16 protein-coding genes and 6 pseudogenes are annotated in these 18,204 nt (G+C 72.8%); all 22 read left to right on the top strand.

Going from position 1 to position 18,204, the window contains the following annotated elements; genetic code table 11:
• Positions 1–92 precede the first annotated feature (92 nt).
• The 22 genes and pseudogenes from MF408_RS23280 to MF408_RS23200 all read left to right on the top strand — a co-directional run bounded on the left by MF408_RS23280 (position 93) and on the right by MF408_RS23200 (position 18,145).
• The gene (locus MF408_RS23280) at positions 93–1,085 is read left to right on the top strand and encodes an ABC transporter permease (protein ID WP_240249584.1); all 993 of its coding nucleotides are present in this window, start codon (positions 93–95) and stop codon (positions 1,083–1,085) included.
• A 128-nt stretch (positions 1,086–1,213) separates the two neighbouring features.
• Positions 1,214–2,995: an ABC transporter substrate-binding protein gene (locus tag MF408_RS23275; protein WP_240249583.1), complete on the top strand. Its 1,782-nt coding sequence runs from the start codon at positions 1,214–1,216 to the stop codon at positions 2,993–2,995.
• 150 nt (positions 2,996–3,145) lie between these two features.
• Positions 3,146–4,153, top strand: a complete 1,008-nt coding sequence (locus tag MF408_RS23270) for an ABC transporter permease (protein WP_240249582.1) — start codon at positions 3,146–3,148, stop codon at positions 4,151–4,153.
• Positions 4,150–4,695, top strand: a pseudogene (locus MF408_RS27465) (ATP-binding cassette domain-containing protein); the annotation flags it as partial. The gene MF408_RS23270 and the pseudogene MF408_RS27465, both read left to right, overlap by 4 nt.
• A 316-nt stretch (positions 4,696–5,011) precedes the next feature.
• Positions 5,012–5,257, top strand: a complete 246-nt coding sequence (locus MF408_RS27460) for a hypothetical protein (protein WP_345893800.1) — start codon at positions 5,012–5,014, stop codon at positions 5,255–5,257.
• Positions 5,258–5,414: 157 nt separating this feature from the next.
• Positions 5,415–6,089: a dipeptide/oligopeptide/nickel ABC transporter ATP-binding protein gene (locus MF408_RS26215; RefSeq protein ID WP_275693281.1), complete on the top strand. Its 675-nt coding sequence runs from the start codon at positions 5,415–5,417 to the stop codon at positions 6,087–6,089.
• 45 nt (positions 6,090–6,134) lie between these two features.
• A pseudogene (locus MF408_RS26210) lies at positions 6,135–6,545 on the top strand (oligopeptide/dipeptide ABC transporter ATP-binding protein); the annotation flags it as partial.
• A 7-nt stretch (positions 6,546–6,552) separates the two neighbouring features.
• Positions 6,553–7,983: a replication-associated recombination protein A gene (locus MF408_RS23255; RefSeq protein WP_240252140.1), complete on the top strand. Its 1,431-nt coding sequence runs from the start codon at positions 6,553–6,555 to the stop codon at positions 7,981–7,983.
• Between the two features lie 11 nt (positions 7,984–7,994).
• Positions 7,995–8,516: a hypothetical protein gene (locus tag MF408_RS23250; RefSeq protein WP_240249580.1), complete on the top strand. Its 522-nt coding sequence runs from the start codon at positions 7,995–7,997 to the stop codon at positions 8,514–8,516.
• Positions 8,517–8,541: 25 nt separating this feature from the next.
• Positions 8,542–8,817, top strand: coding sequence for a DUF6167 family protein (locus MF408_RS23245; RefSeq protein ID WP_240249579.1), 276 nt, complete (start codon positions 8,542–8,544; stop codon positions 8,815–8,817).
• A gap of 11 nt (positions 8,818–8,828) precedes the next feature.
• A pseudogene (gene alaS, locus MF408_RS23240) lies at positions 8,829–11,500 on the top strand (alanine--tRNA ligase).
• Positions 11,501–11,511: 11 nt separating this feature from the next.
• Positions 11,512–12,006: a Holliday junction resolvase RuvX gene (gene ruvX / locus MF408_RS23235; RefSeq protein ID WP_240249578.1), complete on the top strand. Its 495-nt coding sequence runs from the start codon at positions 11,512–11,514 to the stop codon at positions 12,004–12,006.
• Positions 11,999–13,135 (top strand): endolytic transglycosylase MltG, encoded by a 1,137-nt coding sequence (gene mltG, locus MF408_RS23230; protein WP_240249577.1) that lies wholly within the window; start codon positions 11,999–12,001, stop codon positions 13,133–13,135. Before ruvX ends, mltG begins: the two co-directional genes overlap by 8 nt.
• 7 nt (positions 13,136–13,142) lie before the next feature.
• Positions 13,143–13,952 carry a shikimate dehydrogenase gene (locus MF408_RS23225; RefSeq protein ID WP_240249576.1) on the top strand — a complete coding sequence of 270 codons (810 nt, stop codon included), beginning with the start codon at positions 13,143–13,145 and terminating at the stop codon, positions 13,950–13,952.
• Complete coding sequence (locus tag MF408_RS23220; protein WP_240249575.1) at positions 13,949–14,683, top strand: A24 family peptidase; 735 nt, start codon at positions 13,949–13,951, stop codon at positions 14,681–14,683. Before MF408_RS23225 ends, MF408_RS23220 begins: the two co-directional genes overlap by 4 nt.
• A 227-nt stretch (positions 14,684–14,910) precedes the next feature.
• Entirely contained in the window at positions 14,911–15,411 is a 501-nt protein-coding gene (locus MF408_RS26205) for a chorismate synthase (RefSeq protein WP_275693280.1), read from the top strand.
• Positions 15,303–15,647 (top strand): annotated as a pseudogene (locus tag MF408_RS26200) (chorismate synthase); the annotation flags it as partial. The gene MF408_RS26205 and the pseudogene MF408_RS26200, both read left to right, overlap by 109 nt.
• Before the next feature lie 61 nt (positions 15,648–15,708).
• Positions 15,709–16,089: pseudogene (locus tag MF408_RS26195) on the top strand (chorismate synthase); the annotation flags it as partial.
• Positions 16,086–16,604, top strand: coding sequence for a shikimate kinase (locus tag MF408_RS23210; RefSeq protein WP_345893977.1), 519 nt, complete (start codon positions 16,086–16,088; stop codon positions 16,602–16,604). The pseudogene MF408_RS26195 and the gene MF408_RS23210, both read left to right, overlap by 4 nt.
• A pseudogene (locus MF408_RS27455) lies at positions 16,601–17,077 on the top strand (iron-containing alcohol dehydrogenase); the annotation flags it as partial. The gene MF408_RS23210 and the pseudogene MF408_RS27455, both read left to right, overlap by 4 nt.
• A complete protein-coding gene (locus tag MF408_RS27450) occupies positions 17,076–17,708 on the top strand; it encodes a hypothetical protein (RefSeq protein WP_345893976.1) in 633 nt (210 codons plus the stop codon). The pseudogene MF408_RS27455 and the gene MF408_RS27450, both read left to right, overlap by 2 nt.
• Complete coding sequence (locus MF408_RS23200) at positions 17,705–18,145, top strand: type II 3-dehydroquinate dehydratase (protein ID WP_240249574.1); 441 nt, start codon at positions 17,705–17,707, stop codon at positions 18,143–18,145. Before MF408_RS27450 ends, MF408_RS23200 begins: the two co-directional genes overlap by 4 nt.
• Positions 18,146–18,204 lie beyond the last annotated feature (59 nt).

Genomic DNA, 18,204 nt, shown 5'->3' with positions numbered 1-18,204 from the left:
AGAGTCACGCACGGCGCAAAGGGCGCGCCGGGGTCGTGCACGAGGTGCCCCGGCCGGATCCGGGTCCGGGTAGCCGGGCGAGGAAGGTGAGCATGACCGACCCGACAGCGGGTGTGCAGGTCGCTGAGGCAACGGGCCACCCGGAGCCGGGAGAGGGATCGACCGCCGTCGAGGGGCGCTCACCGCTCCAGATCGCGTTCGGTCGCCTCAAGCGCGACAAGCTCGCGATGGTGTGCGCGATCGTCGTCCTGTTCTTCGTGCTCGTGGCGATCTTCGCCGACGTGCTCGCGGCGATCTTCGGGGTCTCCCTCGACCCGGTGCGCAACTGCGACGTGCTGGAGTGCAACGCCGCCAACCCCGGCGTGGGCTACCCGCTCACCGGCCCGCCGTACTACGGCTTCGACCCCGAGCACCCGTTCGGCATCGCGCCGCGCACCGGCGCCGACAACCTCGCGCACTGGCTCTACGGCTGCCGCACGTCGCTGATCATCGCCGGTACGGCGACCCTGATCGCGTCGCTGGTCGGCATCACGCTGGGCCTGGTCGCGGGCTTCGCCGGCGGCATCGTCGACAAGATCATCTCGTTCGTCATCGACTTCTTCCTCACGATCCCGTTCCTGCTCGCCGCGCTGACGATCGCGCCGATCGTGATCGACCGGTTCTCGCAGAGCGAGCACTACGCGCTCTACCAGGTGCTGTCGCTGATCGGCGTCCTGTCGGTCTTCGGCTGGATGGGCGTGGCGCGCCTGATCCGCGGCGAGGTGCTATCGCTGCGCGAGCGGGAGTTCGTGCTCGCCGCCCGGGTCGTCGGCATGCCGACCCGGCGGATCCTGCTCAAGGAGCTGCTGCCCAACCTGGTCGCGCCGATCGTGATCAGCACCTCGCTGATGCTCCCCCGCCTTCGTCGCCCTCGAGGCCGGTCTGGCGTTCCTCGGCATCGGCGTGAGCGGCGAGGGCAAGTGGGGCGCCTCGTGGGGCCAGACGATCGCCAACGCGACCCAGTACTGGTCCAACTACCCGCTGTACCTGATCGAGCCGATGGTCGGTGTCGTGCTGCTCGTGCTCTCGCTGAACCTGCTGGGTGACGCGATCCGCGACGCGCTCGACCCGAAGACCCGTCGCTGACCGTGGACCTGGACGTCGACACACACGTCGGCACACAGATGTCGCGCCCGCACCACCGGGCGCGCAAACAAGGAGAAAGGCTGGAAGGATGAGACGGACCAAGGCACTTGCCGCGTTCGCCACCAGCGCGGCCCTGGTCACCCTCGCCGCGTGCGGCGGAGGCGACGGGCCCGAGGGCGGAAGCGACAACCGCGAGTTCGAGGACGCCTCGGAGACGATCGACAAGGACCCGGATCGCCAGGGGCCCGCTCCCGAGATCGAGGGTGCGCAGCAGGGCGGGACGATCACCGTCTACCACCCCGACGACCCGGGACCCGAGGACCTCGACCCGACCAACGGCTGGTCCGTCACGGGCAACTCGATCCAGCAGGCGCTCACGCACCGGTCGCTCACGCAGTACGCGCGTGACCCGGAGAGCGGCGAGATGATCCTCGTCCCCGACCTCGCTGAGGACCTCGGTTCGCCCAACGAGGACTTCACTGAGTGGACCTTCACGATCCGCGACAACGCGACGTGGGAGACCGGCGCGCCGATCACCGCGGAGGAGGTCGCGTGGGGCATCGAGCGGTCGTTCGACTCCTCGACGTTCCCGTCCGGCCCGGGCACCGAGTACACCGAGCACTTCTTCGAGGGCGCCGACGAGTACGACGGCCCGTACTCGGAGCCCAAGGAGGCCGAGAACTTCGAGGGTGTCACCTTCGACAACGACGCCCGCACGGTGACCATCCGGATGTCCACCTCGTTCCCCGACATGGACTACTGGGGCGCGTTCATGGCGATGGGCCCGGCGCCGCTGGGCAACGCCTCGCAGCCGCCGGCCTACGGCCGCAAGCCGCTGTCGAACGGCCCCTACAAGGTCGAGTCGTTCCGGCCCAGCGAGGAGCTGGTCCTGGTGCGCAACGAGGCCTGGGTGCCCGAGTCCGACCCGGCCCGCCACCAGTACCCGGACCGCTGGGTCTTCAAGTTCGCTGCTGACCCGACCCAGACCGACGAGCTGATGCTCAGCGGCAACACCGAGTCGCAGACCGCGCTGTCGGCCTCGATCACCTCGGAGAACTACCAGGACTTCGTCGACGCCCTCGGCGACCGCCTGGTGCAGCAGTCGGCGCAGTGCGTGAGCTACTGGGCGCCCGACTACACCAAGATCACCGAGCCGGAGGTCCGCAAGGCCCTCGCCTACGCCTACGACTACGAGAGCGTCTGGACCGCGTCGGGCGAGGTTCCCGGCGTCACCCGGGTCCCCGCGAGCTCGATCATGCCCCCGGGCATGAGCGGCCGCGAGGAGGTCTTCGTCGACGGTGAGCAGATCACCTACGACCCCGAGCGGGCGAAGGAGCTGCTGTCCGAGGCCGGCTACGAGCCCGGCGACTTCGAGATCCACATGGCGTACAACACCGGTACGCCGACCACCGAGGCCGCGCAGGAGCAGATCAAGCGCGGTCTGGAGGAGGCCGGCTTCACGGTCAAGGAGTACCCGTTCCCGATCGAGACCTCGCTCTACACGGTCTGGACCGACCCGGACAACCCGACCAACAAGAAGCTCAACCTCCGTGGCGTCAACTGGTGCTCCGACTGGCCGTCCGGCCTGACGATGCTCCCGTCGCTGCTGCGCACGGGCGCGACCTACAACACCGCGTTCTTCTCCGAGGAGGGCGTGGACGCCCAGTTCGACGAGATCCCGCAGATGCCGCTGGAGGACCAGCCGGCCGCGTGGGGTGCGCTCGACGAGGAGATCCTGACGGAGTACTTCCCGCTGATCCCGCTCGCCTACCGCAACGACCTGTTCGCGTTCGGCGAGAAGATCGGCAACCCGACGGGTGACGGCGCCCTGGGTGCGCCCAACTACAAGGACCTCTTCGTCACCGAGTGACCGACGTAGAGTGATCCGAACCCGGGTCGGCGCTGCTGACCCGAACCACCAGTGCCGGTGGGGGTCCCGCGAGGGACCCCCCACCGGCCGGTGCGAGCCCGCTCCCGGGGACGACCGGGCGGCGGCCCTGAATCGTGATGGAGGGACCAGTTGTTCGCATACATCGTCAAGCGCCTGATCTCCGGCGTCGTGGTGCTGTTCCTGGTCTCGATGGCCATCTTCGTGCTCTTCTGGTACGGCCCCTCCGAGCCCGCCCGGGTGGTCTGCGACAGCCAGACCAGCAACCGGTGCACGCCGGAGCGGTTCGAGGTCTACAAGGAGAACCTCGGCTACAACAACCCGGTCTACGAGGAGTACGGCAAGTTCCTCGACGGCCTGTTCACGGGCCGCGAGGTGCAGTTCGGCAACCAGCAGCTCGAGTGCAACGCACCGTGCCTGGGCTACTCCTACTTCACCGTCCGCCCCGTCTTCGAGGAGATGAAGGAGCGGATGCCGGCGACGATCTCGGTCGCCGTCGGCGGTGCCGCGCTCTACCTGCTGCTCGGCATCCCCATCGGCATCGCCGCCGCCCGAAGACGCGGCACGCTGGGTGACAAGGCGCTCGTCTCCGGGTTCCTCGTGGTGAGCTCGATCCCGTACTACCTGTTCGCCCTCCTGGTGTGGTTGTTCCTGACGATCACGTGGGAGATCCCGCTGTTCGCCGAGACCGGCTACTTCCCGATCACCGACAACCCGGCGAAGTGGTTCTCCGGGCTGTTGCTGGCCTGGATCGCGCTCGGCATCTTCGGCTGCACCTCCTACACCCGCTACACGCGCGGCTCGATGGTCGAGGTGCTGGGGGAGGACTACATCCGGACGGCGAAGGCCAAGGGCCTGACCGCCAACCGGGTCGTCTACAAGCACGGGCTGCGCTCGGCGCTGGTGCCCGTGATCACGATCTTCGGCATCGACTTCGGCACGCTGCTGGCCGGCACCATCTTCACCGAGCGGATCTTCGACATCGAGGGCATCGGGCTGTGGGCGCTGCAGGCGGTCAACCAGAAGGACCTGCCGATCGTCTCGGCAACGGCGTTGTTCGGCGCCGCGGTGCTCATCATCTCCAACCTGGTCGTCGACGTCGTCTACAGCGTCCTCGACCCGCGGGTGAGGCTGTCGTGACCAGCCTGGACAAGCGCCCCAGCCCCACCAAGCCCGAGGGAGGCTCCGTGGACGGACCGCTGCTGGTCGTGGAGGACCTGACCGTCCGGTTCCCGACCGAGGACGGCGAGGTCACCGCGGTCCGCGAGCTCAGCTACCAGCTGGAGGTCGGCAAGACCCTCGGCATCGTGGGTGAGTCCGGCTCCGGCAAGTCGGTGTCGAGCATGGCCGTGCTCGGCCTGCACGACCCGCGGTCGACGCGGATCAGCGGCTCCATCCGGCTGCGCGGCGAGGAGATCGTCGGCATGCAGGAGGCGCAGATGCGCAAGCTGCGGGGCAACGACGTCGCGATGATCTTCCAGGACGCGCTGGCGGCGCTGCACCCGTTCTACCGGGTCGGCCAGCAGCTGGAGGAGGCCTACCTCGTCCACCACCCGAAGGCGACGAAGCGCGACGCCCGCCGCAAGGCGGTCGAGATGCTCGACCGGGTCGGCATCCCGCGGCCCGACCGCCGGGTCGACGACTACCCGCACCAGTTCTCCGGGGGCATGCGGCAGCGCGCGATGATCGCGATGGGGCTGATCAACGACCCGTCGCTGCTCATCGCCGACGAGCCGACCACGGCCCTCGACGTCACCGTGCAGGCGCAGATCCTCGACCTGCTCCAGGACCTGCAGCGCGAGTTCAACTCCGCGGTCATCATCATCACCCACGACCTCGGCGTGATCGCCGAGATGGCCGACGACGTGCTGGTGATGTACGCCGGCCGGGCGGTCGAGTACGGGCCCGGCAAGGAGGTCCTGGTGCACCCGGAGATGCCCTACACCTGGGGCCTCCTCTCCAGCGTCCCCCGACGTCACCTCGGACACGAGCGCGCGGATGATCCCGATCCCCGGCAACCCGCCGAGCCTGCTGGCGCCGCCGAGCGGGTGCCCGTTCCACCCGCGGTGCACGCACCGGTCGAAGGTGCCGGGCGATCTGTGCACGACCGTGCTGCCCGAGCTCACTCCCCGGTCAGCGCGGGGAGACCACCTGAAGCGCTGCCACATCGCGAACCCCGACGCGATCTACGAGGCCGAGGTGCTCCCCGAGATCGCCCCCGAGCTTGCTGAGGAGACCCGATGAGCCACGACCACCCCCGAGCGGGTGAGTGAGGCCCCCGAGCTCGGCACCGAGACCGACGAGGTCCAGGTGGCGCTGGAGGAGGAGCAGCCCGAGGCGTTCGACGAGCTGGCCGACCACGCCCACGCGGCCGCGGAGCGGGACCCCCGACGCGAAGCCGGTGCTGACGGTCGAGAACCTCCGGATGTACTTCCCCGTGAAGTCCACCGGCCTGGTGCGGCGCACGATCGGCCACGTGCAGGCCGTCGACGGCATCTCGTTCGAGGTGCCGAAGGGCGGCTCGCTCGGCCTGGTCGGCGAGTCCGGCTGCGGGAAGTCGACGACCGGCCGCCTGATCACCCGGCTCTACAAGCCGACCGGCGGCTCGATGACGTTCGACGGCGTCGACCTCGCGAAGCTCTCCAACCGCGAGCTGCGGCCGGTGCGGCGCGACGTGCAGATGATCTTCCAGGACCCCTACACCTCGCTGAACCCGCGGCAGACCGTGGGAGCGATCGTCGGTGCGCCGCTGGCCGTGCACGACATCGTGCCGCGCAACCAGGTCAAGAAGCGCGTCCAGGAGCTGCTCGAGGTCGTCGGCCTCAACCCCGAGCACTACAACCGGTACCCCAACGAGTTCTCCGGCGGTCAGCGGCAGCGCATCGGCATCGCCCGGGCGCTGACGCTCAACCCTAGCTGCTCGTCGCCGACGAGCCGGTGTCGGCGCTCGACGTGTCGATCCAGGCGCAGGTCATCAACCTGCTCCAGGACATCCAGAAGGAGTTCGGCGTCGCGTTCCTCTTCATCGCGCACGACCTCGCGGTCGTCCGGCACTTCTGCCCGGAGGTCGCGGTGATGTACCTCGGCAAGATCGTCGAGATCGGCGACCGCGACAGCATCTACGGCAACGCCCACCACCCCCTACACGCAGGCGCTGCTGTCGGCGGTGCCCGACGTGAAGCAGGCGGTGACCGGCGGCCGCCGGGAGCGGATCCGCCTCTCCGGCGACGTGCCGAGCCCGATCGACCCGCCGTCCGGCTGCCGGTTCCGCACCCGGTGCCCGATCGCGAAGGAGATCTGCGCGACGCACGAGCCGCCGCTGATCCAGATCGGCAAGCGGCACAAGGTGGCCTGCCACTTCCCCGGCCGGCTCGGCGAGCACCCCTACGAGCCGCTGACCGCCCGGCTCCTCGGCGTCGACTCCGCGGGCCAGCCCGACCCCGGGGCCTCCCCGGTGACCGACCTGGTCGAGCAGCCCGGCTACGCCGACACCTGGTTCGACCTGGATGCGAAGACGATTGGCCGCTCCTGACGACGGGCTGTTCGAGGTAGCGGGCGCCCCGCCGGCCCACGGGGGCGGCGGCTCCGCGGGCTCGCTGACCGACGCCGCGCACGCGGCGGCGCCGTTGGCCGTGCGGATGCGGCCGCGCTCGCTCGACGAGCTGGTGGGGCAGCCGCAGCTGCGGGCACCAGGGTCGCCGCTGCGCCAGCTGGTCGAGGGCGACCGGCCGATGTCGCTCCTGCTGTGGGGACCGCCCGGCACCGGCAAGACCACGATCGCCTCGATCCTCAGCCGCCAGACCGGCCGCCGCTTCGTCGAGGTCTCGGCGGTGGCGGCAGGGGTCAAGGAGGTGCGGGCGGCGATCGACGGCGCGCGCGCCGAGCTGGTCCGCTCCGGCCGCGAGACGGTGCTGTTCGTCGACGAGGTGCACCGGTTCAGCAAGGCCCAGCAGGACGCCCTGCTGCCTGGCGTCGAGAACCGGTGGGTGACGCTGGTCGCGGCGACGACCGAGAACCCGTCGTTCAGCGTCATCTCGCCCCTGCTCTCCCGCAGCCTCCTGCTCCGGCTCGAGTCGTTGACCGACGACGACATCCGCGAGGTCGTCGAGCGGGCCGTCGCCGACGAGCGCGGCCTGGCCGGCCGGTTCCTGCTCGACGACGAGGCCAGGGAGCACATCGTGCGGCTCGCCGGCGGCGACGCGCGACGGTCGCTGACCTACCTGGAGGCGGCGGCCGGGGCCGCGCAGACCACCGTCCGGACGACCGGTGAACCGGCCGACGACGGCCCCACCCCGATCACCCTGGAGACGGCGGAGGCCGCGGCCGACCGGGCGGCCGTGCGCTACGACCGCGACGGCGACCAGCACTACGACGTCGTCAGCGCGTTCATCAAGTCCGTGCGCGGCTCCGACGCCGACGCGGCCCTCCACTACCTCGCCCGGATGATCGAGGCCGGCGAGGACCCCCGCTTCATCGCCCGCCGGCTGATGATCCTCGCCAGCGAGGACATCGGGCTCGCCGACCCGACCGCGCTGCCCACCGCCGTGGCTGCGGCGCAGACGGTGCAGCTGATCGGGATGCCGGAGGCCCAGCTGACCCTCGCGCACGCCACGGTCGCGCTCGCCGTGGCCCCGAAGTCCAACGCGGTCACCACGGCCATCGGCGCCGCGCTGGCCGACGTCCGGGCCGGCAAGGTGGGCGCGGTCCCGCCGCACCTCCGGGACGCCCACTACGGCGGTGCGAAGAAGCTCGGCCACGGGGTCGGCTACAAGTACAGCCACGACGAGCCGTTCGGCATCGCCGAGCAGCAGTACGCCCCCGACGTCGTCGCCGACGCGGCGTACTACCGGCCCACCGAGCTGGGGGCGGAGGGCGCCGTGAAGCAGCGCTGGGAGCGGATCCGGAGCATCATCCGCGGCACCGGCCCCGCCGGGGTTGACCCCTCATCCGCGCCACGGGCCAACCGATAGGCTCGCCCACTGTGACGAGCGAGCTGGCGGTGCCGACCTGGCTGGCCGTCGCGACCGCCGGCGGCCTCGTGGTCCTGCTGGTCGCGGTGGCCGGGTTGGTGCTGTCGGTGCGGCGCTCGCGGCGCCGCACCGAGGAGCTGCTGGCGTCGGCCGCCCGCGACGCCGAGGAGCTGCGCGCCCAGCTGACGGCGCTGGAGGGCGCGGTCGCGGGGCGCACCGCCCCGGACCTCGTCGTGCGCGACGACCAGGAGTACGTCATCACCGACCTCGGGCACGACGACGGGGACGCACCGGCGCTGCCGGCACCGGTCTTCGCCGACATCCTCCTGCGCGAGAGCCTGATCCGCACGGTGTCGCTCGCCGCCGGGCTGCGACGGGCGCTGTCGCCGGAGGTGCGCCACCGGATCCGTGCGGAGATGCGCCGCGAGGTCAAGCGGGCCCGCAGGCAGCGCCGCACCGACCTCCGCCGGGCCCGCCGCGAGGTCGCGGACCGGCAGCGGGCCGCCGTACCGCTGACGGACGTGGCCGGATGATCGGCCCGGCCCGGGGGAGCGGACCGTGATCGGGCGCGGCGCGTGGTTCGCCGCCGGCGCCGCCGCCGGCGTCTACGGCGTCGTGAAGGTGCGCCGGCTCGTCGAGGCGTTCACCGTCGACGGGATGCGCGACCGGGTCGGCGCCGCCGTCGTCGGCGTGCGGCTGCTCCGCGAGGAGGTCGGCCAGGGGATGGCCGACGCGGAGCAGGACCTGCGCCGGCGCTACGAGGTGGCCGCCGCGCGACGCGGCCCCCGGGAGATCGAGCAGAAGACCGACCAGGAGAAGGAAGGCAACAGCTGATGGACGACGGACTGAGCACGGCCGAGATCCGGCGGCGGTTCCTCGCCCACTTCGAGGCCGCCGGCCACACGGTGGTGCCCTCGGCGTCGCTGCTCCTCGACGACCCCAACCTGCTGTTCGTCAACGCGGGCATGGTGCCGTTCAAGCCCTACTTCCTCGGGCAGGAGACGCCGCCGTACCCCCGCGCCACGAGCGTGCAGAAGTGCATCCGCACCCCCGACATCGAGGACGTCGGCCGGACCACGCGGCACGGCACGTTCTTCGAGATGTGCGGCAACTTCTCGTTCGGCGACTACTTCAAGGAGGGCGCCATCGAGCTCGCCTGGGAGCTCGTCACCAAGCCGGTCGCCGACGGCGGGTGGGGGTTCGACGAGAGCCGGCTCTACCCGAGCGTCTACGTCGACGACCCCGAGGCGGTCGCCCTGTGGCGCCGGGTCACCGGCCTCCCCGACGACCGGATCATCCGGCTCGGCAAGAAGGAGAACTACTGGTCGATGGGCGTCCCGGGCCCCGGCGGCCCGTGCTCGGAGATCCTCATCGACCGGGGCCCCGCCTACGGGCCCGACGGCGACTTCACCGCCGAGGACCGGTACCTGGAGTTCTGGAACCTGGTGTTCATGCAGGACGAGCTCTCCGCGGTGCGGTCGAAGGAGGACTTCGACATCGCGGGCTCGCTGCCCAAGCGCAACATCGACACCGGCATGGGCCTCGAGCGGGTGGCGTTCCTGCTCCAGGGCAAGGAGAACATGTACGAGATCGACGTCATGTTCCCCGTCATCGAGCGGGCCGAGGAGCTGACCGGGCGGAAGTACGGCGCCGACCCGACCGACGACGTCCGGCTGCGGGTCGTCGCCGACCACGTGCGCAGCTCGATGATGCTGATCGGCGACGGCGTCACCCCGGGCAACGAGGCCCGCGGCTACGTACTGCGGCGGCTGCTCCGCCGCGCGGTCCGCTCGATGCGCCTCCTCGGCTACGACGACCCGGCGCTGCCCGAGCTGCTGCCGATCAGCCGCGACAAGATGGGCGAGACCTACGCCGAGCTGCACACCGACTGGGACCGCATCTCGCGGGTCGCCTACGCCGAGGAGGAGGTCTTCCGCAAGACCCTCCAGGCCGGCACCCAGATCTTCGACCTGGCCGCCTCCGAGGTGAAGGCGCAGGAGAGCCGGGTGCTCCCCGGCTCGAAGGCGTTCGCCCTGCACGACACCTACGGGTTCCCGATCGACCTCACGCTGGAGATGGCCGCCGAGCAGGGCCTCTCGGTCGACGAGGACGGCTTCCGCCGGCTGATGGCCGAGCAGCGGGAGCGGGCCAAGGCCGACGCGCGCGCCAAGAAGGGCCAGCACGCCGACACGTCGGTCTACCGCGGCATCCTCGACGACCACGGCCCCACCGAGTGGCTGGCCTACGAGACCCTCGAGACCGAGTCGAGGGCGCTCGCGGTGCTGCGGGAGGGCCGACCGGTCACCACGCTCGGCAACGGCGAGATCGGCGAGGTCGTCCTCGACCGCACGCCGTTCTACGCCGAGTCGGGCGGGCAGGTCGCGGACGCCGGCATCATCGAGTTCGACGGCGGTCGGCTCGAGGTCGTCGACGTGCAGCGCCCGGTCCGCGGGCTGGTCGTGCACCAGGTGCGGGTCGTGGACGGCGAGCTCGACCCTTCCTCGACGCTCCACGCCCAGGTCGACCCCGAGTGGCGCACGGGTGCCCGGCAGGCGCACTCCGGCACCCACGTCGTGCACGCCGCCCTCCGGGAGGTGCTCGGCCCCTCGGCGCTCCAGTCGGGGTCCTACAACCGGCCGGGCTACCTGCGGCTGGACTTCGGGTGGCTCTCGGGCCTCACCGCCGAGCAGCTCCGCGACATCGAGCAGGTGTCCAACCACGCGCTGCGCGCCGACCTCCCGGTCGGGTGGCAGTACATGACCCTGGCCGAGGCGAAGGAGTGGGGCGCGCTCGCCCTCTTCGGCGAGACCTACGACGACCAGAAGGTCCGCGTCGTGGAGATCGGCGGCCCGTGGTCCCGCGAGCTGTGCGGCGGCACCCACGTCGACCACGCCAGCCAGATCGGCACGATCGTGGTCACCGGCGAGTCCTCGGTGGGCTCGGGTAACCGGCGGATCGAGGCGCTCACCGGCGTGGAGGGCTTCGGCTACCTCGCCCGCGAGCGCGACGTGGTCAGCCGGCTGTCGACCCTGCTCAAGACCCAGCCCGACGACCTCGTCGGGCGGGTGAGCTGACCTGGTGGAGCGGCTGCGCCGCACCGAGAAGGAGGTCGAGCGGATCCGGCTGGCCCAGCTGCTCGCCAGCGGCGCCGCGCTGGCGGCCGACGCCGCCGACGTGGCCGGTGTCAAGGTCGTCGCCCACCGGGTCGACGGCGCCGGCGGCGGCGACGTCCGCACACTCGCGCTCGACGTGCGCGGCCGGCTGCCCGCCGACGCGCCGGGCGTCGTGGTCGTGATCGGTGCGGCCGACGGGGAAGGTGTCGGTCGTCGCCGCGGTCAACGACCTCGCCCGCGACCGCGGTGTGTCCGCCAACGACCTGGTCCGCACGGTGGCGCCCTACGTCGACGGTCGCGGCGGCGGCAAGGCCGACGTCGCGCAGGGCGGCGGCAGCGACGCCTCGCGGATCGACGAGGCCCTGGCCGCGGTGACCGCCGCCGTCGGTGCCGCGGCCGGCTGAGGGCGATTCCGGTGCGGCACGGCGTCCGGCTGGGCATCGATCCCGGCGACGCCCGGATCGGCGTGGCCCGCAGCGACCCCTCGGGGACGCTCGCGACGCCGGTCGAGACGGTGCGGCGCGGCAAGGGCGACCTGCGCCGGATCCGGCAGCTGGTCACCGCCGAGGAGGCGGTCGAGGTCGTCGTCGGGATGCCCCGGTCGCTCTCGGGCGCCGAAGGTCCGGCGGCAGCGCGCGCCCGCGACTTCGCACGGCGGCTCGCCGAGCGGATCGCGCCGGTCCCGGTGCGGCTGCTCGACGAGCGGCTCACCACCGTGTCGGCGGAGGCTATGCTCCGCGGTCAACGCAAAGGGGCCAAGCGGCGCGCCGTGGTCGACCAGGTCGCGGCCGTCGTGATCCTGCAGCACGCGCTCGACACCGAGCGCGCAACAGGTCGCGCTCCGGGCGAGGAGGTGGTCACCGACGTGGCCGCCCCGAGCCCGGAGGGCGTCGAGGAGACGCATGAGTGAACCGTCCGTCCTGCCAGGGTCGACGCCGACGCCGCGCGGCGGCGCGCGCCGTGCCAAGCGGCGCTCCGGCTGCCTCCCGATGCTGCTGGCGCTGGTCGTCGTCGTCGCGGGCGGCTGGCTCGCCTGGACCCAGGTGGTCACGCCGTGGTGGGACGACGCCTTCGGTGAGCCCGACGACTTCGCCGGGCCCGGCTCCGGCGAGGTGCTCGTCGTGGTCGACCAGGGCCAGTCGGTCACCTCGATCGGCGAGGAGCTCGCGGACCTCGGCGTCGTCGCCTCGTCCGACGCGTTCGTCGACGCCGCGGACGGCCGGTCCATCCAGGCGGGGTCCTACCTGCTGAAGGAGCAGATGCGCGCCGCCGACGCGTTCACGCTGCTGGCCGACCCGGCCAACATGGCGCAGACGATGGTCACGGTGCCCGAGGGCGTGCGCGCCGCCGACGTGGTGGCCCTGCTGGCGAAGCAGACCGACTTCCGGCGGCCCGCGATCCAGCGGGCGCTCGAGGACACCGAGGCCCTCGGCCTGCCGCAGCACGCGAACGGCGACCCGGAGGGCTACCTGTTCCCGGCGACGTACGCGGTCACGCCGCAGGACACGCCCGCGACGGTGCTCCGCGCGATGGTGGAGCGGTGGGAGCAGGCCGCCTCCGACCTCGACCTCGAGGGTGCGGCGGCGGAGCTCGGCTACACCCCGCACGAGGTGATGACCGTGGCGTCGCTGGTCGAGGCCGAGGGGCGCGGCGACGACATGCCGCGGATCGCCCGGGTGATCTACAACCGGCTCGAGAACCCCGGCACCGCGGGCCAGGCCGGCTTCCTCCAGATCGACGCGACCGTCGACTACGCGCTGGGACGGCCGCTGACGGTCGGCCTCACCCAGGAGGAGCGGGAGACCACCGACTCGCCCTACAACACGTTCCGGGTGAAGGGCCTCCCGCCGGGACCGATCGGCAACCCGGGCGAGGACGCCATCCGCGCGGCGCTGCAGCCGGCCGAGGGCGACTGGTACTACTACGTGACCGTCAACCTGCGCACCGGCGAGACGAAGTTCGCGTCCTCCTACGAGGAGTTCGAGGGCTACCTCGCCGAGCTGCGGGAGTACTGCGCCAACGAGTCCCGCGCCTGCTAGGCCGACGATGAGGTGCGCTGTCCTGGGCGACCCGGTCGCCCACTCCCTGTCGCCGGTCCTGCACCGTGCGGCGTACGCCGCAGTCGGTCTCGACTGGCGCTACGACGCCGTCCGGGTGCCGGCCGGCGGGCTCGCCGGCTTCGTCGCGGGCCTCGACCCCGCCGAGTGGCGCGGCCTGTCGGTCACCGCACCGCTCAAGCGCGAGGCGATGGCGCTCGCCGGCGCCGTCAGCGACCGGGTGCGGCTGGCCGGGGCCGCCAACACGCTGCTCATCGCGGACGCGGAGGTCCACGCCGACAACACCGACCTGCCGGGCGCGGTCGCGGCGGTGCGCGAGCGGTACGACGGCCCCGTGCGCGAGGCGCTGGTGCTCGGCGCCGGGGCGACCGCGGCGTCCACGGGCCTGGCGCTCGCCGAGCTGGGCGCGACCGCGATCACCGTCGCGGCGCGCTCCGCGGCGCGGGCGACCGAGACGGTCGCCGCGATCGGCGCCCACCCGCGTCGGCCCGCCGTCCGCGTCGTCGACCTCGCGACCGTCGCCCTCGGCGGGGCGGACGTCGTCGTCTCGACGATCCCCGCGTCGGCCCAGGCCGACGACCTCGTCGCCCGGGTGGCCGGGGCTCCGGTGCTGTTCGACGTGCTCTACCACCCCTGGCCGACGCCGCTGGCCCGTGCCGCCACCGGTGCCCTGGTCGGCGGCCTGGACCTGCTCGTCCACCAGGCCGCGCTCCAGTTCGTCGCCTTCACCGGCGTCACCGCCCCGCTGGACACCATGCGGGCCGCGGGGGAGGCGGCGCTGCGGGACCGGGCCTCGTGACCGACGAGCTGCTGGCCGCCCTGGTCGGCCTCGTCGGCTGCGCGGCGGGCGGGGCGCTCGTGCCGCACGCCGTCCGCCGGCTGCCCGAGCCGCCGCCCGACCCCGAGCCCGAGGAGGGCGTGGAGCTCACGCCCGCCCAGCGGCAGCGCCTCGAGGAGCCGCCCAAGGAGCCCTACGCCGACCTCGGCCGGCGGCCCCGCCTCGCTGCGGGGTGCGCGCTCGTGTCGGGTGTCGCCGGAGCGGGGCTCGGGCTCGCGCTCGGCTGGGTGTGGCTGCTGTGCGTCGTCCTCCCGCTGGTGCCGGTCGGCACGCTGCTCGGCTACGTCGACTGGCGCACCAGGCTGCTGCCCTCGGTCGTGGTGCTGCCCGCCACCGCTCTCGCGCTGGGCTACGGCCTCGCCCGCTGGGCCGCGACCGGCGACAGCGACGAGCTGGTGCGCGGCGTGGTCAGCCTCGTCGTCGTACGCACGATCTTCTGGGTGCTGTGGTTCGTCCGGCAGGCCGGCATGGGGTTCGGCGACGTCCGCCTCTCCGCGCTGCTCGGCCTGGTGCTGGGCTACGCCGGCGGCACCGCCGTGCTCGTCGGCCTCTACGCCGCGTTCCTGCTGTTCGCCGTGCCCGGCGTGGTCTGGGCCGCGGTCAAGCGCGACCGCAGCATCCTCCGGCGCGCCTACCCGTTCGGCCCGTTCCTGCTCGCCGGTGCCTGGGTGGGGCTGGTGGTCGCCGGGTAGGGCGCGGCGGAGGCCGCGGTGCCGCGGGAGATCGGAGGGGTGGCGGGGCGTGAGGTTTCCCCGGTCGACCGGGGAAACCTCAACATGTCGGGCAAAGCAATGCCGGACAAGTGGAGGTTTTGCCCGTCACGTCGGACCCGGGACCGCATCCGGCGCGAACAGGCGACCGGTCTCGCCGCAGCCGACCGCGCCCGGGTCCGGGCCGGGTGGATGGGAGGATGGGGCACATGTTGCGCTGGCTGACCGCGGGGGAGTCCCACGGACCCTCCCTGGTCGCGATCCTCGAGGGCCTTCCGGCCCAGGTCGAGGTCACGACCGACGACATCTCCGACTCCCTCGCCCGCAGGCGCCTCGGCTACGGCCGCGGCGCCCGGATGAAGTTCGAGGCGGACGCGGTGCGGGTCATCGGCGGGGTGCGGCACGGTCGCACGCAGGGCGGGCCGGTCGCGATCGAGGTCGGCAACACCGAGTGGCCCAAGTGGGAGCAGGTGATGGCCGCCGACCCGGTCGACCCCGCCGTGCTCGAGGGCATGGCGCGCAACGCGCCGCTCACCCGGCCCCGGCCCGGGCACGCCGACCTCGCCGGCATGCAGAAGTACGGCTTCGCCGACGCCCGGCCGTGCTCGAGCGCGCGTCGGCGCGGGAGACGGCCGCCCGGGTGGCGCTCGGCCGGGTCGCGACCAACTTCCTCGAGCAGGCGCTCGACGTGCGGGTGGTCTCGCACGTGATCGAGCTCGGCGGCGTCCGCGCCCCGGCGGGCCTGTGGCCGCAGCCCGACGACGTGACCCGGCTCGACGAGGACCCGGTGCGGTGCCTCGATCCCGACACGTCGAAGCTGATGGTCGAGCGCATCGACCAGGCGCACAAGGACGGCGACACCCTCGGCGGGGTGGTCGAGGTCGTGGTGCACGGGCTGCCGCCGGGCCTCGGCTCCCACGTGCACTGGGACCGGCGGCTCGACTCCCGGCTGGCCGGTGCGCTGATGGGCATCCAGGCGATCAAGGGCGTCGAGGTCGGGGGACGGCTTCGAGCTGGCCGCCACCCCCGGGTCGCTCGCCCACGACGAGATCGTGCCCACCGAGGACGGTCTGCGCCGCGTCTCCGGCCGCTCCGGCGGCACCGAGGGCGGCATGAGCACCGGCGAAGTGCTGCGGGTGCGGGCGGCGATGAAGCCGATCGCGACCGTGCCCCGCGCCCTGCGCACCGTCGACGTCGCCACCGGCGAGGAGACCGTCGCCCACCACCAGCGCTCCGACGTCTGCGCGGTGCCCGCCGCCGGCATCGTCGCCGAGGCGATGGTGGCGCTGGTGCTGGCCGACGCGGCCGTCGAGAAGTTCGGCGGCGACTCGCTGCCCGAGACCCGGCGCAACGCGCAGTCCTACCTCGACACGCTGAGGTACCGGTGAGCGGCGGCCCCGTGTGCGTCCTGGTGGGAGCCATGGGCGCCGGCAAGACCACGGTCGGCCGGATGGTGGCCGAGACGCTCGGCGTCGGGTTCGTCGACACCGACCACCTCGTCGAGGAGCGGGCCGGCAAGTCGGTGCAGGAGATCTTCGTCGACGACGGCGAGGCGGCGTTCCGGGCGCTCGAGCACGAGACCGTCGCGCGCGCCCTGACCACCCACGACGGCGTCCTCGCCCTCGGCGGGGGAGCGGTGCTCGACCCGGCGACCCGCGAGCTGCTCGCCGCGCACCCGGTGGTGTTCCTCCGGGTCGGCCTGACCGACGCGGTGAAGCGGGTCGGGCTGGGGGAGAGCCGGCCGCTCCTCAACCAGGTCGTCGGCGGCATCCGCGGCCGCATCAAGCAGCTGCTCGACGAGCGCACCCCGGTCTACGAGAGCGTGGCCCGGGTGACCGTCGACACCGACGGCCGCAGCGCGAGCGAGGTCGCCGCCGAGGTCACCGAGAGGATCGGCGCATGACCGGGTCGACCCGGGTCCGGGTCGCCACCGGGGTGCCGTACGACGTGCTGATCGGCCACGACCTCCTGTCCGAGCTGCGCACGGTGCTGCCTCCCGGCGTCTCCCGGGTCGCCGTGGTCTCGCCGGAGTCGCTCGCCGACCTCCTGGACCCGCTGGCGGAGGCGCTGGAGGGGATCGACACGGTCGTCCTCCAGGTGCCGGACGGCGAGGAGGCCAAGGACATCGAGGTCGCCGCCGCGTGCTGGGAGGCGCTCGGCGAGGAGGGCTTCACCCGCTCCGACGCGGTCGTCACGCTCGGCGGGGGCGCCACCACCGACCTCGGCGGCTTCGTCGCCGCCGCCTGGCTCCGCGGCGTCGCGGTGGTCCACGTGCCCACGACGCTGCTCGCGATGGTCGACGCCGCCGTCGGCGGCAAGACCGGCGTCAACACCGGCGCCGGCAAGAACCTGGTCGGGGCCTTCCACGAGCCGGCTGCCGTCGTGTGCGACCTCGCCCTCCTGCGCACCCTGCCCCGGGCGGAGCTCGTCGCGGGGGCTCGCCGAGGTCGTCAAGTGCGGTTTCATCGCCGACCCGCGGATCCTGGAGCTGGTCGAGGAGACCGACCCCGAGCGGCTCGACGCCGACTCCCCGGTGCTCCGCGAGCTGGTCGAGCGCGCCGTGCAGGTCAAGGCCGACGTCGTCGCCGGCGACCTCCGGGAGACCGGAGGCGCCGCGGGCCACCCCGGGCGCGAGGCGCTCAACTACGGGCACACGCTCGCCCACGCCATCGAGCGGGTGGAGGACTACGGCGTCCGGCACGGCGAGGCGGTCGCGATCGGCTGCGTCTTCGTCGCCGAGCTCGCCGCCCGCACCGGTGGGCTGAGCCCCGCGCTGGTGGAGCGGCACCGCCGCGTGCTCGGCCGGGTCGGCCTGCCCACGACGTACGCCGCCGCGCCGTTCGACGACCTGCTCGCCGCGATGCGGGTCGACAAGAAGGCCCGCGGGTCGCAGCTGCGGTTCGTCGTGCTCGAGGACCTGGCCCGGCCGGTCGTGCTCGCCGGGCCGTCCGAGGACGACCTGCGCGCGGCGTACGCCGCACTCGCCCCCTCGGGTGCGCCGCGATGACCCGCGTGCTGGTGCTCAACGGGCCCAACCTCGGGCGCCTCGGGCGGCGGCAGCCCGAGATCTACGGGAGCACCACCCATGCCGAGCTCGCCGAGCAGTGCGTGGCCTGGGGGGCGGCGCTCGGCCTGCAGGTCGAGGTGCGGCAGACCAACCACGAGGGCCAGCTGCTCGACTGGCTCAACGATGCCGCCGACGACGCCACCCCGGTCGTGCTCAACGCCGCGGCGTGGACCCACTACTCGCTGGCGCTCTACGACGCCTGCGCGCAGCTCGCCGCGCCGCTGGTCGAGGTGCACATCTCCGAGCCCAAGCAGCGCGCCGAGCAGTTCCGGCACACGTCGTACGTCGAGCCGCACGCCGCGACGACCATCAGCGGCCAGGGCGTCGACGGCTACCGGCAGGCGCTCGAATTCATCGCCGACCGGGTCCGCCACTAGACTGGTCCGTCGGCCGCGCGGCTGCGCGCGGCGGGCCCCTGTCCGCGGGGCCCTCGCAC

The organism is Nocardioides sp. TF02-7, assembly GCF_022437945.1.
In the GTDB taxonomy this organism is placed as follows: Bacteria; Actinomycetota; Actinomycetes; order Propionibacteriales; family Nocardioidaceae; genus Nocardioides.
Note: the sequence above shows the minus strand (reverse complement) of the source record. Positions and strands in the feature narration are given on the sequence as shown.